General features: G+C 47.1%; 17 protein-coding genes. 15 read left to right on the top strand and 2 right to left on the bottom strand.

All coding sequences use genetic code 11. From position 1 onward, the window contains the following. The first annotated feature begins 69 nt into the window (after positions 1–69). From ACSW3C_RS06195 to ACSW3C_RS06135, 13 genes are all read left to right on the top strand, one after another. Positions 70–1,020: an ABC transporter permease gene (locus tag ACSW3C_RS06195; protein WP_184208998.1), complete on the top strand. Its 951-nt coding sequence runs from the start codon at positions 70–72 to the stop codon at positions 1,018–1,020. Then, entirely contained in the window at positions 1,013–1,963 is a 951-nt protein-coding gene (locus ACSW3C_RS06190) for an iron chelate uptake ABC transporter family permease subunit (protein ID WP_486561549.1), read from the top strand. Before ACSW3C_RS06195 ends, ACSW3C_RS06190 begins: the two co-directional genes overlap by 8 nt. Continuing rightward, positions 1,960–2,721 carry an iron ABC transporter ATP-binding protein gene (locus tag ACSW3C_RS06185; protein WP_238079253.1) on the top strand — a complete coding sequence of 254 codons (762 nt, stop codon included), beginning with the start codon at positions 1,960–1,962 and terminating at the stop codon, positions 2,719–2,721. The genes ACSW3C_RS06190 and ACSW3C_RS06185 overlap by 4 nt, the downstream gene beginning before the upstream one ends. A gap of 23 nt (positions 2,722–2,744) precedes the next feature. Beyond that, positions 2,745–3,704: a siderophore ABC transporter substrate-binding protein gene (locus ACSW3C_RS06180; protein WP_486561547.1), complete on the top strand. Its 960-nt coding sequence runs from the start codon at positions 2,745–2,747 to the stop codon at positions 3,702–3,704. A 161-nt stretch (positions 3,705–3,865) separates the two neighbouring features. Then, complete coding sequence (locus ACSW3C_RS06175; RefSeq protein ID WP_486561545.1) at positions 3,866–5,005, top strand: FapA family protein; 1,140 nt, start codon at positions 3,866–3,868, stop codon at positions 5,003–5,005. 194 nt (positions 5,006–5,199) lie between these two features. Further along, a complete protein-coding gene (locus ACSW3C_RS06170) occupies positions 5,200–6,342 on the top strand; it encodes an MFS transporter (RefSeq protein WP_486562096.1) in 1,143 nt (380 codons plus the stop codon). 384 nt (positions 6,343–6,726) lie between these two features. After that, positions 6,727–7,797 carry a hypothetical protein gene (locus ACSW3C_RS06165; protein ID WP_486561543.1) on the top strand — a complete coding sequence of 357 codons (1,071 nt, stop codon included), beginning with the start codon at positions 6,727–6,729 and terminating at the stop codon, positions 7,795–7,797. Positions 7,798–7,883: 86 nt separating this feature from the next. Next, complete coding sequence (locus ACSW3C_RS06160; RefSeq protein WP_486561542.1) at positions 7,884–8,528, top strand: hypothetical protein; 645 nt, start codon at positions 7,884–7,886, stop codon at positions 8,526–8,528. An 84-nt stretch (positions 8,529–8,612) separates the two neighbouring features. After that, the gene (locus ACSW3C_RS06155; protein WP_486561540.1) at positions 8,613–8,975 is read left to right on the top strand and encodes a DUF6054 family protein; all 363 of its coding nucleotides are present in this window, start codon (positions 8,613–8,615) and stop codon (positions 8,973–8,975) included. Next, positions 8,965–9,912, top strand: a complete 948-nt coding sequence (locus tag ACSW3C_RS06150; protein WP_486561538.1) for a phosphotransferase enzyme family protein — start codon at positions 8,965–8,967, stop codon at positions 9,910–9,912. Before ACSW3C_RS06155 ends, ACSW3C_RS06150 begins: the two co-directional genes overlap by 11 nt. Before the next feature lie 14 nt (positions 9,913–9,926). Next, on the top strand, positions 9,927–10,571 hold the full coding sequence (locus ACSW3C_RS06145) for a uracil-DNA glycosylase (RefSeq protein ID WP_486561536.1): 645 nt from the start codon (positions 9,927–9,929) through the stop codon (positions 10,569–10,571). A 3-nt stretch (positions 10,572–10,574) separates the two neighbouring features. Beyond that, positions 10,575–11,093, top strand: coding sequence for an AAA family ATPase (locus tag ACSW3C_RS06140; RefSeq protein WP_486561535.1), 519 nt, complete (start codon positions 10,575–10,577; stop codon positions 11,091–11,093). Between the two features lie 35 nt (positions 11,094–11,128). Next, entirely contained in the window at positions 11,129–12,835 is a 1,707-nt protein-coding gene (locus ACSW3C_RS06135) for an ABC transporter ATP-binding protein (RefSeq protein ID WP_486562094.1), read from the top strand. A 106-nt stretch (positions 12,836–12,941) separates the two neighbouring features. Here ACSW3C_RS06135 and ACSW3C_RS06130 read toward each other — a convergent pair whose 3' ends face one another. Together ACSW3C_RS06130 and ACSW3C_RS06125 are read right to left on the bottom strand one after the other, a co-directional pair. Next, complete coding sequence (locus tag ACSW3C_RS06130; protein WP_486561533.1) at positions 12,942–13,859, bottom strand: serine hydrolase domain-containing protein; 918 nt, start codon at positions 13,857–13,859, stop codon at positions 12,942–12,944. A 120-nt stretch (positions 13,860–13,979) separates the two neighbouring features. After that, positions 13,980–14,279 carry a nucleotide pyrophosphohydrolase gene (locus ACSW3C_RS06125; RefSeq protein WP_486561532.1) on the bottom strand — a complete coding sequence of 100 codons (300 nt, stop codon included), beginning with the start codon at positions 14,277–14,279 and terminating at the stop codon, positions 13,980–13,982. Positions 14,280–14,384: 105 nt separating this feature from the next. On the opposite strand from ACSW3C_RS06125, the gene ACSW3C_RS06120 reads away from it, so the two are divergent. Continuing rightward, positions 14,385–14,978 (top strand): DNA-3-methyladenine glycosylase, encoded by a 594-nt coding sequence (locus ACSW3C_RS06120; protein WP_486561530.1) that lies wholly within the window; start codon positions 14,385–14,387, stop codon positions 14,976–14,978. 72 nt (positions 14,979–15,050) lie between these two features. Continuing rightward, positions 15,051–15,566 carry a type 1 glutamine amidotransferase domain-containing protein gene (locus ACSW3C_RS06115; protein ID WP_486561528.1) on the top strand — a complete coding sequence of 172 codons (516 nt, stop codon included), beginning with the start codon at positions 15,051–15,053 and terminating at the stop codon, positions 15,564–15,566. The last annotated feature ends 27 nt before the right edge of the window (positions 15,567–15,593 follow it).

The following is a 15,593-nucleotide window of genomic DNA, read 5'->3' as shown; positions in this document are numbered from 1 at the left end:
ATTGATAATCGTTTTCATCTGATGTTTCTCAATTAGAAGCAAATATTCGATATCGGGGATTTTATCTTCATGAAGAAACGCTATTTGATCATCGCACTCATCTTGCTCTCATTCCTATCGCTCTTTGTAGGGGTGAGCCATATAACACCGATGGATCTGCTAGATTTTAAGTCGGAGGAAACTGAGATATTCCTGATCAGCCGTTTGCCGAGACTAGTCGCCATTTTACTTGCCGGCGCCGGCATGAGCATCGCTGGCCTCATCATGCAGCAGTTGAGTCGGAATAAGTTTGTTTCGCCAACGACAGCAGGTACACTCGATGCCACTCGTTTGGGCATACTCGTTTCGATGCTATTATTCACGAACGCCTCCATGCTGGAGAAAATGGCTGTCGCGTTTGCATTTGCACTTGCTGGCACTTTGCTGTTTATGCAAATCCTTGACCGGATCAAGTTCAAGGATGCGATTTTCATTCCGCTGGTCGGTCTGATGTTCGGGAATATTCTATCGTCGATCACAACGTTCTTTGCATATAAATCGAATGTCATCCAGAATATGTCGGCTTGGCTGCAAGGGGACTTTTCGATGATCATGAAGGGGCGTTATGAGCTTTTATACATAAGCATCCCGGTGCTTATCATTACGTATCTGTATGCCAACCGGTTTACGGTTGCCGGAATGGGTGAAGATTTTTCAAAAAATCTGGGCCTTGCTTACAAACGGATTGTCAACATCGGTTTGATCCTCGTTGCATTAATTACAACGACGGTCGTTTTGACAGTCGGGATGATTCCGTTCCTAGGATTGATCATTCCGAATATCGTCTCAATCTTCAAAGGGGATCACTTGCAAAAAACATTACCGCACACAGCGTTGTTAGGAGCTATTTTCCTGCTGATTTGTGATATTCTTGGCAGGGTTCTCATTTACCCTTATGAAATATCCATCAGTTTGATGGTCGGAGTAATCGGCAGCGGAATCTTCCTCTATCTGCTATTTAGGAGGAAAGCCTATGCGTAACTCAAATAAAATGATCATTCTGGCATCGCTCGCTGCTCTGTTCTGCGGACTGTATTTATTCCATGAGTTGAATGGAAGCTATGATTATGCATTGCCGCGCCGAGGCATCAAGGTACTAGCTATGGCGCTCACTGGAGTGGCGATCGCTTATTCGACCGTCATATTCCAGACGATTACACATAACCGGATTCTCACTCCAAGCATTATGGGATTGGATTCACTCTATATATTGCTTCAAACGGTCGTTATTTTTTTCCTCGGTTCCAGCCATATTACGATTGTGAACCGGCATGTGAATTTTATTCTATCTGTTGCGACCATGGTTGTTTTCGCTTTGATTCTCTATCAGTTTTTATTTAAAAGAGGAAAGCAACCGATTTACTTCTTGTTGCTAGTCGGGATCATTATCGGGACATTCTTCCAGAGCATCTCGACATTCCTGCAAGTGCTGATTGATCCGAATGAGTTCCTTCGGGTGCAGGATAAAATGTTCGCCAGCTTTAATAATGTTAGCGGCGAGCTCGTTTGGTGGGCATTGGCAATTGTCATTCTCATGTTCCTGATCGGCATGCGGTCGTTCAATGAACTTGATGTCCTTTCTCTCGGAAGGGATACGGCGATTAATTTAGGGGTTTCCTATGACAAAGTCGTCAAACTGATGCTTGTCATTGCGGCTGTGCTGATTTCGGTTTCAACAGCGCTCGTTGGCCCTATTACATTTTTCGGCCTCATCGTTGCCAATTTGTCCTATCAGTTTTTCAATACTTACAAGCATTCGGTCCTGATTGCCGGCGCTTCGATCATGAGTATTATCGCGCTTGTCGGCGGTCAATGGGTAGTGGAGCGAGTCTTCACTTTCTCCACTACGCTTAGTGTCATTATCAATTTTGTCGGTGGCGTGTACTTCATCTATCTACTGTTAAAGGAGAGTCGATCTTCATGATTCAAGTTCGTGAGCTGTCGAAGTTTTATGGGAAGAAAGCGGTTGTGGAAAAGGTGAATGTCAATATTCACCGCGGTAAAATCACTTCTTTCATCGGTCCGAACGGTGCGGGAAAATCGACACTCCTTTCGATGGTAAGCCGTCTGCTTGATGCAGATACAGGTGAAGTGCTAGTCGACAATGACAACGTCAAGAAAATGAAGTCCAATGATTTTTCAAAGCGGGTATCAATCCTGCGGCAATCAAACTACATGAATGTCCGTTTGACGATACGGGAGCTTGTCTCGTTTGGCCGTTTCCCTCATTCCAAAGGCCATTTAAATGCCGAGGATATCCGAATCGTCGAGCAAGCGATGGAGTATATGGAATTAATGGATATGCAGCATGAATATTTGGATGAATTATCAGGTGGGCAGCGCCAAAGGGCATTTATTGCTATGGTTATCGCCCAGGACACGGATTATATCTTGCTTGACGAACCACTCAACAATCTCGACATGAAGCACTCGGTACAAATAATGAAGATTTTGCGCCGTCTTGTTGAGGATCTGGGGAAAACAGTCGTCATTGTATTGCATGATATCAATTTCGCGTCGGTTTATTCCGACCGCATTGTGGCATTGAAGGATGGCCGTGTCGTCAAGGACGGTCCGACAGAGGAGATTATCAATTCAGATGCGCTAAAAGAAATTTATGACATGGATATCCCAATCCAAAAGATGAACAACTGTAATATTTGTGTGTACTTTAATTCATAATAATTATAAAAGGATGGTTTGTGATGAAAAAATTTTCAACTACCCTGCTGCTTGCAGCACTTATGCTTGTACTTGCCGCTTGCGGAAGTAAATCGGACGATACATCGTCATCTAAAGATTCCAATGGTTCTTCAGAGCCTGCACAATCGGAAACAGTTTCTGTCAAACATGAATATGGAGACGTTGAAGTTCCGAAAAAACCTGAAAAAGTTGTCGTGTTCGATTTCGGAACTCTCGATACTTTAGATGATTTGGGTGTTGAAGTGGCGGGTCTTCCGCGTGCAAACGTACCTGGTTACCTGTCTAAATATGACGATGATAAGTATACAAATCTAGGAAGCTTGAAAGAACCTGATTTCGAAGCGCTTCACGCATTGAAGCCGGATGTCATCTTCATCTCTGGCCGTCAAGCTGATATGTATGACCAGTTTGCTGAAATTGCTCCAACTGTCTATGTTGGCTTGGATACGGCGAATTACATGGAATCGTTCAAGCATAATGCTGAATTGATGGGTCAGATTTTTGACAAAGAAGATGAAGTAAAAGCAGAACTAGAAGATATCGACAAGCGTATTGATGCAATTAAGGAAAAGACGACTAGCATGGATTCCAAAGGGTTAATTGTACTTGCAACAGAAGGTAAAGTGAGCGCGTATGGACCAAGCTCACGCTTCGGTCTGATCCATGACGTATTTGGTGTTAAACCGGCAGATGAAAAAATTGAAATCTCTACACACGGCCAAAACATTACATTTGAATATATTTTAGAAAAAAATCCAGACATCCTTTATGTCGTTGACCGTGATGCAGCCATCGGCAACGGAGCCAGCGCAAAAGGTTCTATTGAAAATGACCTTGTGAAAAAGACGAATGCTTATAAAAACGGAAAAATCGTGTACTTGAACGGTGAGTACTGGTACTTGTCCGGCGGCGGTTTAATCTCAATGAAAGAAATGATTTCGGAAGTAGAAGCAGGACTATAAAATCTCAAGATCCATCTACCATCACGGTAGGTGGATTTTTTTTACCGGAAAATAAGGTAATTTGATGGCTATTTGTGTTTTCATTACCTTTAGCCGAGCGCGCTGGGAAGGCGTCTATGCTACGATAGAAAAAAAGGAGCCGGGAAGAAGGGGCGAAGGGTATGGTGGAGTCTGTCGTAGTCAAGGCGTCAACATTGGAAGAGGCAATTGAGCAGGCGCTTGTGGAACTGGGTTTGAAAAAGAGAAAAGAGATGGACATTGAGTTGCTGACAGAATTGTATGTGCCTGGCCAGCCGGTAGAATTGAAGGCGTTCCGGCGTCAACAAACGGATGACTTGTCGAACTGTGAAGGCACGGCTTTGATGATGAATGGCGACGTGGATCGCAGTACCGGAAATATCAGATCAAGCGGTGATCTTCACATTTCAGGCAATGTCCAACCCTCTCTGTTCATTGAATCAGTCGGAAGCATTATGATCGGAGGCACTGTCCAAAAGGCGATTGTGGAAGGAGAAAGGACAGTCCGGATCAGAGGGAATGTGCTGTCCTCTGCAATTCATGTTGGTGTACGGGATGCATTGGAAAATGAATTGTCTTTTCGGCTGGAAGGGGTCGTCCACTATTTGGAACGCATTGACCGGGCAATCAGTGAAATTCTTGTTGTACGGGACAGGTCTCCTGAGGAGATTGATGCGGCTGAGCTTAACCGTCTCTTCCACTGGATTCTGGAGGAGAAGTTCATTCCATTTCAGCGAATGAAACAGGAGTTTATTCAAAAGGTGAAAAAACATACATCGCAGCTTTCGGATGATTGGGAGGTATTAGCCGACCACCTTTACAATGTTTTGTCCGATACTGTGAAATCTGGCGTTCGAAATGCACAGGATTTTTCACGGCTTGTGAGGGAGGCTAGGCAGATGCATGACCGCCATGCAGAAGACGGGAAGCTCGATTCCCTTCTGGAGTTGCCCTACGCCCTGAACAGTGTCCTCACTTGCAACGGAACGATTACGGTGACAGATAGAGGTCTTTGTAATTGTTCGGTATCTGCTCGGCGAGATGTGTACGTGGAAGGCATCTGCAGAGGCGGTGAGATGTATGCCGATCAAAAAATTTCCGTTTTAGAATCCGGCTCCGCGACGGGCGGGAAGACAGTTTTTAAAACGAGTGAGTCAGGCACAATCACCATCGGAATGGCGAGAGCAGGCACTGAACTGTGGGTAGGGACTGAATGTCATTTGGTAGAGAAGGATCAGGTCGGTGTTTTTGCAAGAATGGTGGATGGGAAGCTGATTGTATAAGCATGAATACGTAGGGGAAAACCATCTTCTAGAATGAAAAGGAGCCTCTTTGGAAAAAATCTTCTTGTTAAGTTGTGAATCTCGAACTATAATTACACGTGTCAAGACACTTACAAGCGAGGAGATTTTTTCACTTGAAAACAACAAAGAAATTATCCCGTAACCGGCTGTTAGCCATCGCCGGAACGGGTTGGATGTTTGATGCAATGGATGTGGGTATCTTGTCCTTTGTCATCGCTGCAGTAGCGGTGGAGTGGCATTTATCCCCGGCGGAGATGGGCTGGATCGGCAGTGTCAACTCGATCGGGATGGCGGTCGGTGCATTTGTATTTGGTTTGCTGGCTGATCGGATCGGGCGGAAAGCAGTATTCATGATGACTCTTGTCCTCTTTTCCGTGGCAAGCGGATTGTCGGCCCTCACTTCAACGCTGCTTATCTTTTTACTACTCCGGTTCCTCGTAGGGGCGGGGCTTGGCGGAGAATTGCCGGTCGCCTCAACTTTAGTCTCTGAAAGTGTAAAGGCGCATGAACGGGGACGGGTGGTTGTACTGCTGGAAAGCTTTTGGGCGGTCGGTTGGCTGATTGCCGCGTTGATTGCATACTTTATCATTCCAGAATTCGGCTGGCGGGTGGCATTAGTGCTAACGGCGCTGCCTGCATTCTACGCAATTTATTTGCGGCGAAACTTGCCGGACTCCCCGAAGTTTGAGGCAGAAGGCAAGCCGAAGCAATCGGTCTGGTTCAAAATAAAATCGATATGGATCAAGCCATATGGACGCCGGACGCTCATGCTCTGGATCGTCTGGTTCACCGTTGTTTTTTCCTACTATGGCATGTTCCTCTGGCTGCCGAGTGTCATGGTCCTCAAAGGATTTGATATGATTAAAAGCTTCGGCTATGTACTCTTGATGACATTGGCTCAACTGCCGGGATACTTCACGGCCGCTTGGCTGATCGAACGGGCAGGAAGGAAATTTGTGCTGGCCACCTATCTTCTGGGAACAGCAGCCAGCGCGTTCTTCTTCGGCAATGCCGATCATCTTGTCTGGCTGCTCACCTCGGGCGCATTCCTGTCGTTTTTCAACTTGGGTGCATGGGGCGCATTGTATGCCTATTCTCCTGAGCAATATCCGACAGAAGTACGAGCCACGGGTTCCGGGATGGCCGCCGCGGTCGGACGGATCGGTGGCATCTTCGGTCCCTTGCTTGTCGGCTGGCTGCTGACGGCAGGCTACGATTTCGGGGCCATCTTCTCCATCTTTTGCGGTGCCATCCTAATTGGTGTTATCGCGGTACTGACGCTAGGAACGGAAACGAAACAAATGGAACTGGAATGAAGGAGCCGCCTGGGAGCGGCTCTTTTTTGTGGAGATGTTCTGACGCTATGTTGGCTTGCCAAGCGCAAGGGCTGAAGGGAGCGTTCGAAATGTTTTCGGCATGGGGAATCGCGTGCATAAACCAAGCCCCCCGCGCATACCGGTCGGCTACCCGCGCATACTGGTCGGCTACCCAAGCATACCGGGTGGCTACCCGCGCATAAAGAATGCAATCGATTCCCCGAGTATGGGGAGCGATGCCTGCATATCTGTTCTCCTTAATCAAATTCTCCCATATTAACTAAAATCCCTTCCCCGAGCAAATCAATCCAAATTGTTATCACTTGTATCCACCCCAACTTTCTAGCAAACTGGTACATAGTTGTAAAGTCTAAGGAGAATCAGATGAAATTAATGAAGAAGATCGCGAAAGAGAGTATCTTGCTTTTTGTCTGTTATGTGTTTGTCAGTTTGTTCATTGAAGATTTGACGAAGTTTCTGGAAGTAGGGCAAGGTTCAAAAGGCGAGCAGACGGAGGCGATGGTGTACGGCAAGACAGGCGTGAAGGATTTGTTCGGTGATCTGGATTATATTGCAACGCTGCAAATGATGGATCAATGGAGAAATCCGATTAGGCTGGATTCGGGAACGTTTGTCCAATTGACGAAGGAACAGTTCGATGCTGTGGAAGTGTACGAAACAATTCCGGTACATCAAATTGGGGGGGATTTCTACAGTGATTTAGATGTGAAGGGCTCATTCAGTGAGTTTCCGATTTTATTGTTTGTCTGGTCGGTCTACCCACTGGGTTACCTTTTGTATATATTGTTGAAAATACCGGCATTCAATCGATGGTTGGATCGACAAGACAAGCTGTTCAACATTTTTTCTTCATATATTTTTCTGGGCGGTATCGCGATCGGTCTCTTGTACTCCTACTGGACAGCGATTCCGGTCATTCAAAACGTCGCAGAGAGGTTTGCGACTGGTAAGCAAGTGGAGACAGTTGCCGAAGTCGGAGATATGTATTATGAGAGAAGAAGCAACCGATACGAAAACAGAATTTATTACTTGATGCTAACATTTGAAACGAAGGATGGCGAACGGATACATGTTAGCAAAGAGGTGACGGGATCGGTATATGACAAGCAGGACGGCACACTGCCAATCCGTTATATGAGGGACAACCCATACAATGTGTTTGTATCGAAGATCGATGCCATAAGTGTATTTCAACTCGCTCTTAATTCTCGGATGATCATTTATTACGTGACGATCGTGTTGACATGGCTGGTCGGTTTGGCGTTCATTATGATGCGGCGCAAAAAGCGGACGGGTTCCTACTACAAAGGCGAGCGGCTGCTGAAGCCGAAGTATCAGAAACAACAGTCAAAGCAGCATCCAAAATTAAACGACAAATCGAAGAAGCATAACCAAAAGAATAGCCGAAATGCCAAACGCCTTAAAAAACGCTAGGCACGGAATAGGACTCTATGATTCATCTCAGAGGGAACGGGTAAAGATGGATAGATTTCTCTGAAGGAAGAATAGGAGGGAGCAGATTGAACAAGCGGGTTTCATTTCTCCTGCTTGTCTTCGCATTGGTCTTGAGTCTGGCCGCGTGCAGCAATAAAACCGATGAGTCGGACTCCTCTAAGGACAGCAACACATCGAATGGCGAACAGTCCGGTGCGGAACAACAGGAAGACGGCAAGGGCATAGGTGTGAAGAATGACTTGACGATTGGTATGACAATGGACGAATTCGAGGAGGCGTTTAATGCCAATGCAGAAAGGCGCAAACTCCCCTTTACAATTAAGGATTATGAATGGCTGGAGAGCGATGGTACGCGGACGGCATCCATCCAATTGGATAAAGATGTTCTGCTGAGCGTCATTGAGATGCCTGAAAAAAAGGAAATCAAAGCAATTAAGCTGGAGCTTGAGGGTATTGAGGCACCGCGAGAGGATGCGATTGTCCTCATGGAGACAGTCATTGAGTCGGTCCAGCCGGAATTAAACGATGAGGAGAAACAACGTATACTGAATGAAGTATATCCCCTTAAAGAAGAGACGTCGGAAGCATTTGAGCGGACGAATCGGGAATCATATTGGGAAGACTTCCATTACATTCTTCGATATGAGCAGTCGAATTGGTATGAGTTCATTGTAGCCAATCGAGAGGATACGCAGTTTTCGAAGGACTAAGCCAGACCCCTGTTCAAGGGGTCTTTTTCCATTTTGAAACTTCTCCCTGTCTTCTTTCGTAATAAAACCAAGGGGGTTATTCCAATGGCAAAAGATACTTTTCAAGTGAGCATTTCGCCTAGAGAGGCGAGAGATTTGATTGAAAATGAAATATTGCAGCGTAACATTAGCGGTACGCTGGTTGATAGTTATTCTCGCCAGGTCGGCGAGTGCGAAATGCATGTGCTGATTATGGAGAAATATTATATGCGGTCCAATAATCGGGCTTCTGTCACGTCGACCATTGATAATTTTGATGGTGTGACGACTGTCCATGTGGTGGCGGCTGGCAGCTCGGAAGGTGTGTTCTTCCGGTTTGACTGGGGCGCTGGAAGTAATTTCGCGAATAGCGTCGCCCGAGCGCTTGCACCTTACCGGATTGGAGGAGAAGATCGCTTTGATTTCTGAAGTGATGGGCAAGTTCGCAGAGGAGCCGCTCACAAGCCATGAAATATTGAGGGATAAGGAAAGGCTTGTTGCGGAAGTCGTGGTGAATGGAGCCACATTTTATTTAAAAGGTGAAAAAATCGAGAAACCATTCCTTGGGAGGCTAATTGCCTTTATCCGTGAGGCGAGCATGGCCGGCTTGCCGTATATCGGGCCTGAAAAAACGCTGGACGGGGCAGATTATGTGGAGTATGAGGGCCTGCTGTTCATTCTCGAGCGGAAAGGCCGAGGGACAGAAGTGGAAGGAATCAATCTACGGCAGATAGAAGAAATCGCCTGTTTGATGGGCAAGGAACATGCCCTTTCCCTCTCCCGAGAGCTGCGGCTTGGCAGAGGGACTTCCTGGGGGATGTTCGGCGGCAATGCGACTGATGCGCTCGGTGATTACGACGAGAATGAATTATGCTTTCTGGACTTGACGCGGGCACTGGAGGAGGATGGCTCCTTCCGGGAGGAACTGGAGTTAATTCGCAGTCTATATGAATCAAGGCGGGCGGCACTCGAACAAGTTTGGGGCGACTTGCCAATTGGAGCGACGCAAGGTGATTTGGCGCCGTATAATATGCTTTTTAATGGCAATCGGATATCTGCTGTGTATGATTATAATATCGCTGGTGATGAACGCTTTGTGAATTTTAGTGTAGCAAGTGCTATCTACCTCGCCTGGCATTATGATGGATTCAGAGGGGAAGAATCTGAAGAAGAGCGATATGAAGCTTTCTTGGCGGCCTACAAGAGAGAGCGGCCCTATACGGAGCTTGAATTACAGGTCATCCCTGATTTAGTCGCAGTGATCCGGCCTTTCCGATATGATCGAGTGGAAGAAGGGATTGAACAGATTAAACAGGGCAAGGGAAGGCAATTTATCGAGGAGACGATTTCTTTATTACAATCCTAAAAGGGAGTGATCTGATGTTCCGGATACCTGAATCGGTTGCGGAGCTTGGACGGAAGCGAATCGAAGGCTTCCCTGTGGAAGGGTTCGTGTACGGAGAAGGACCGCAAAACCCCGAAATCATGCTCATTGGTGAAGCGCCGGGGGAGTTTGAAATCGTGGATGGCATCCCGTTTATCGGACGAGCAGGCAAAGAACTCATGAAATCACTTGCGACAATCGGCTTGACTCGAGAAGACGTCTACATAACGAGTGCCGTCCGCAGCAGGCCCTATAAGTGGGGAACGAAAAAGGAGCGGGATGGCAGGGTCGTGAAACGGAAGTACAACCGGCCACCCACGCAGAAGGAAATTATCGCCCATGCCCCGGTGTTGGATTATGAGTTGACGCATGTGAAGCCGAAACTGATTGTGACGCTTGGGAATGTCGGATTGCAGCGCCTGCTCGGGAATGAGGCGAAAGTGACCGAATTGCACGGACAGCTGATCACAGGGCCGGTCCGCCATTTAGAATCTTTAGATGACAGTACATTCGGATGGACAGAGGAAACGTATTCGATTGTCCCGACATTTCATCCGGCGTCCATCTTTTACCGGCCTTCACATCGTCCTGCGCTGGAGGCGGATTGGCTGGAAATCGGCCGCCTTTTGGAAGGACGCTAATTCATGCAGCAATATGAGAGAGTGCTCATCATCGGAAGCAGCGGGGCGGGGAAGTCAACGCTGTCCAGGGAGCTGGCGGAGAGAACAGGTTTGCCCGTCCTGCATTTAGATGCGTTATTCTGGAAGGAAGGCTGGACGCCTACCCCGAAGGCGGAATTCCGTGCAGCTCTGCAAGAGGAACTGGAAAACCCGCGATGGATTATTGATGGCAATTTCAATTCTACAATCGAAATGCGGGCAGCGTATGCGGATTTGGTGATCTTCCTGGATTTTCCGAATTGGCTTTGTACTGCTCGGGTGCTGAAACGTCGCTGGATGTACAGGGGAACGACGCGACCTGATATGGGAGAAGGATGTCCTGAGAAAGTAGATTGGGCATTCATTAAGTTCATCTGGACATATCCAAAGAAAAAACGTCCCGGCGTCCTCGAGATGCTGGGTCGTTGCAATGCGGATATCCTCATTTTGAAGAATCCCGCTGAGCAGAAAAAGTGGCTCGAAAATCTGAAAGGGATCGGGTGAATGCATTGGAAAAAGAAGTACATGCCAAAGGTTCGATGAAAGAATTCTTCAGTTTGCTGAAACAGTTGGATTGGCCGAAGAGAAAAACAGCGCTGGCCCTCACCCTCGCACTGTTTTCAACAATTGCGAGCCTCGCCGTCCCGCTCGTCACAAGGGAGCTTGTCGATTCGCTGACACAAGCTTCCTTCACCTGGCAGACCGGGGCTTTCCTGTTTGTCGTTTTCATCTTACAGGCCGTGCTCGGCGGTGTCTCGTTCTATTTGCTGGCCTATATTGGGGAGACCATTGTCGCTGACCTTAGGAGCAGGCTTTGGGCGAAGATCCTAAGGCTTCCAGTCTCTTATTACGATGACAATGAAACCGGGGAAACGATGAGCCGGATTACGCAGGATACGACGATGTTGAAGACGCTTGTGTCTGATCATATGGTCAGTTTTATTACAGGCATCATCTCGATTATCGGGGCGGTCGCCATTTTGCTATTCCTTGATTGGAAAATGACGCTCATTATGTTAATTAGCGTGCCTGTCAGTTTTGCGATCATTATGCCGCTTGGGCGGATCATGCATAAAATTGCGAAGGCGACGCAAGGGGAAATGGCGAAGTTTTCCGGCCACTTGGGTCGTGTGCTCGGCGAAATTCGTTTAGTAAAAGCGTATCGTGCGGAACCTGCGGAGGAGGAGAATGGCCGGAAGGCGATTCGTTCGCTCTTTTCTTTCGGTTTAAAAGAAGCGAAAATCCAGGCAATCATTTCGCCTGTCATGACGCTCGTAATGATGGGCATTCTCGTCGTTATTCTTGGCTATGGCGGCGCACAAGTGTCTCGGGGAGAGTTATCGGCTGGAACACTGGTAGCGATCATCTTCCTTATGTTCCAGATCATCATGCCGTTTGCACAGATGGCGCAAGTCTTTACCATCTTCCAAAAGGCCGTCGGTGCTACGGACCGGATCCAGCAAATCTTGCGGATGGAGAGCGAGCCGGCTGATGGAACGCAATCGGCGGTGGACGGAGCCATACAATTTGATGACGTGAGCTTCTCGTATGAATCCGGAAAGGATGTGCTGAAAGGCCTCACGTTCAACGCGGCACCCGGGACAGTCACGGCATTTGTCGGACCAAGCGGTGGCGGGAAGACGACAATCTTTTCGTTAATTGAACGGTTCTATTCTCCGACAGAAGGAGAGATTCGGCTTGGGGCCGTTCCGATTCATGATATGTCGCTCTCTGAATGGAGAAAGAAAATAGGATATGTCTCTCAGGAAAGTCCGCTGTTAAGCGGAACAATCATTGATAACATCGCCTATGGATTGGATCAGCGGCCAACTCTGGAAGAAGTCCGGAAGGCGGCAGAGGCGGCCAATGCGCTTGCCTTCATTGAGGAAATGCCGGATGGGTTCGATACTCTTGTAGGTGAGCGGGGCATGAAACTGTCGGGCGGCCAGCGCCAGCGGATTGCGATTGCGCGTGCATTGCTTCATAATCCGGAGATTCTGCTTCTTGATGAAGCGACTTCCAATTTGGACAGCGGCTCTGAAACGCATGTGCAGGAAGCACTCCAGCGTTTGATGGAAGGGCGGACGACATTGATCATCGCGCACCGGTTGGCGACAGTCATTCATGCGGATCAGCTCATTTTTTTGGAAGCTGGCCGGATCACCGGTATTGGAACGCACGAGGAATTGGCAGCGAAGCATGCCCTATATCGGGAGTTTGCTGAAGGGCAAGGGTTGTTTGTGTAAAGAAGAAAAAAGCGTGATTCTGTAATCTGAAAGAAAAGTTGATGTATATGAAAAATGTACACCCTAATTTTAGGCGTGTACATTTTTTATTGATGCACCACTGCTTCTAGTCATTATTCAGCCAACTGCCTAATAGCTCATCAAAAAAGAGTCTCGGTGCAGATTGCTGTTGATCATCTTGTAGATGGCTTTTGGCGACGGCCATCATATTTAGCTTCGGCACTATAAAAATATATTGCCCATATAGGCCATTAGCATAATAGTAGTCAATTGGGTGGAGAGAGCTTTCATAAGTCCATAGCTGATACCCATAGCCGGCTGTTCCTTCTCTTTCGGTTTCAAACTGTTTATATGGAGTTTTCGCCTGATTGAGCCAGTTGGAAGAAATGATCTGTTTTGAATTAAACCGTCCTTCGTTTAAGAATAATGAACCAATCTTCACCATATCCTCCACGTTTAAAGAGAGACTAAAACCACCACCATTAATTCCTTGCGGGTCCTTCACCCAAATATATTTATGTATTCCTAATGGATAAAATAAGTGTTTCTCAGCAAATGCAGCGGTGGTAGTTCCGGAAATGTTCTGTATGATTGCGCTTAGTAGATGAGAGTCTCCTGAATTATACTGAAAGGTGGAACCTGGTTCATGCGTTATGGGTTGTTCAACTATAAATTTGATCCAATTTTTTGATCCTTGAAACTGTCCGGCTTGTAATCCCGAAGTCATGGTGAGCAAATGGAAGATCGTAATTTCTCTCTTTTGTGGATCCTTAAGCGCATCTAGTTCTGGAAAATAGTTTTGAATTGGTTCGTGAATATTTTTAATCATGCCTTTGTCTACCATGATACCGATTAAGATAGTTACTATGCTCTTTGTAATGGAATATATTTTAGCCGGCTTTTCAGCAACTTTTTTATTCTTCAAGTATTCGAAGATCCGGTCTTCCCCTTTATAAATAACAAAAGCTTCAATTTTAATGCTTTTAAGTTTCTTTTCTAACTCAATAAATGATGCTTCATTCAAATTTTTTCCCCCTTCAAGCCTTTACCTGTACTTTAGCAAGGATTGCACAAACTCTTGACTAGCAATAAATATCTTCTGGTTCGCACTTTTCCATTTAGGGTATCGTGAGATAAGGGCTGTTTAGTTTGAATTGACAGGGAAACGGGCCGCATTCTTTTTCATTTTGGACCAGGCTGCTTCCTCCAAGTCAATTCCAATTGCCTCCGCGAATTGCAAAAGGTAAATAAACACATCGGCCGCTTCATCGGCGATTTCATCTTTTCGCAACGCGATGGCGTCTTCGGGAGCCTCCCATTGGAAATGCTCCAGCAGTTCACTCGCTTCAAGCGATACCGAGATGGCAAGGTTTCGCGCATCGTGATTGCCTGTCCAGCCCCGCTCATCTGTGAATTGACGGATTTCTTTTTGCAGTTGTTTCATACTCAACACCCCTATGTGTTTTCTTTGAGTATACGTGAAATATTTCCCATAATGAAGTTGAATATTTTCGTCGCATTATGACACTGGATGATTGGAGTGGAGAAGTTGTACAAGCCAATTGATAAAGATTTTTTTGAGCTGCCTGTTTTACAGCTTGCACGTGAACTGGTCGGACAGTACATCGTTCACGAACGTCCGGAGGGCTTGCTTGTTGCGCGCATCGTGGAAACCGAAGCATACCATGGCCCTGAGGACCGCGCGGCACATAGTTTTGGCAACCGTCGGACAAAGCGAACGGAAGTTATGTTTGGTGAGCCCGGCATGGTCTATACGTATCAGATGCATACCCATACACTAATGAATATAGTCAGCGGTCCTGTCGGAACACCGCATGCCGTATTGATCCGCGCGGGTGAGCCGGTGGAAGGGCTGGAGTGGATGAAGGAGAACCGAGGGGAGCACTTGCGGATGATTGATTGGACAAATGGACCGGGGAAGCTGGCGAAGGCGCTCGGTGTGACAATGAAGTATTACGGTCATCACTGGGGGGATGAACCACTTTTCATTTCTGAAGGTCCGGGAGCGCAGCAAGTTGAAAGCGGTCCTCGCGTCGGCATCGGAAACTCGGGAGAAGCGGTCCATTATCCTTGGCGTTTCTATGAAAAAGATAATCCGTACGTCTCGAAGTACCGCCCCTGAGTTTACTCTTCTATCCTGAAGGGAATAGACGACAGTGAGACAGTAGCATATTCTGAAGGAGAGTGGAATCAAATGGCAAAGATTGCTGCAGTACTGACGAATCTATTCGAGGACTCGGAATATACGGAACCGGCGTCCGCTTACAAAGAAGCGGGACATGACGTCGTGACAATTGAAAAAGAAGCGGGCAAGGAAGTGAAAGGCAAGCAAGGCCAATCGACGGTGAAAATCGATAAAGGAATTGATGACGTCAATCCGGATGACTTTGATGCGTTATTCATCCCCGGCGGCTTTTCGCCGGATCAGCTTCGCGCTGATGATCGCTTCGTCCAATTCGCAAAGCGTTTCATGGACGACAAGAAACCGGTATTCGCCATCTGCCATGGCCCACAACTGCTCATCACAGCGAAAACGCTGGAAGGACGAGATGCGACGGGCTATAAATCCATCCAAGTCGATATGGAATACGCCGGCGCCAAATTCGCGGACAAAGAAGTAGTCGTCTGCCAAAACCAGCTAGTGACGAGCCGGACGCCTGATGACATTCCTGCGTTTGTCCGTGAATCTGTGAAACTGCTTGAAAAATAAAACAAAAACCCGTGCAAACGGGTTTTT

The organism is Sporosarcina sp. AD_1, assembly GCF_057373025.1.
Note: the sequence above shows the minus strand (reverse complement) of the source record. Positions and strands in the feature narration are given on the sequence as shown.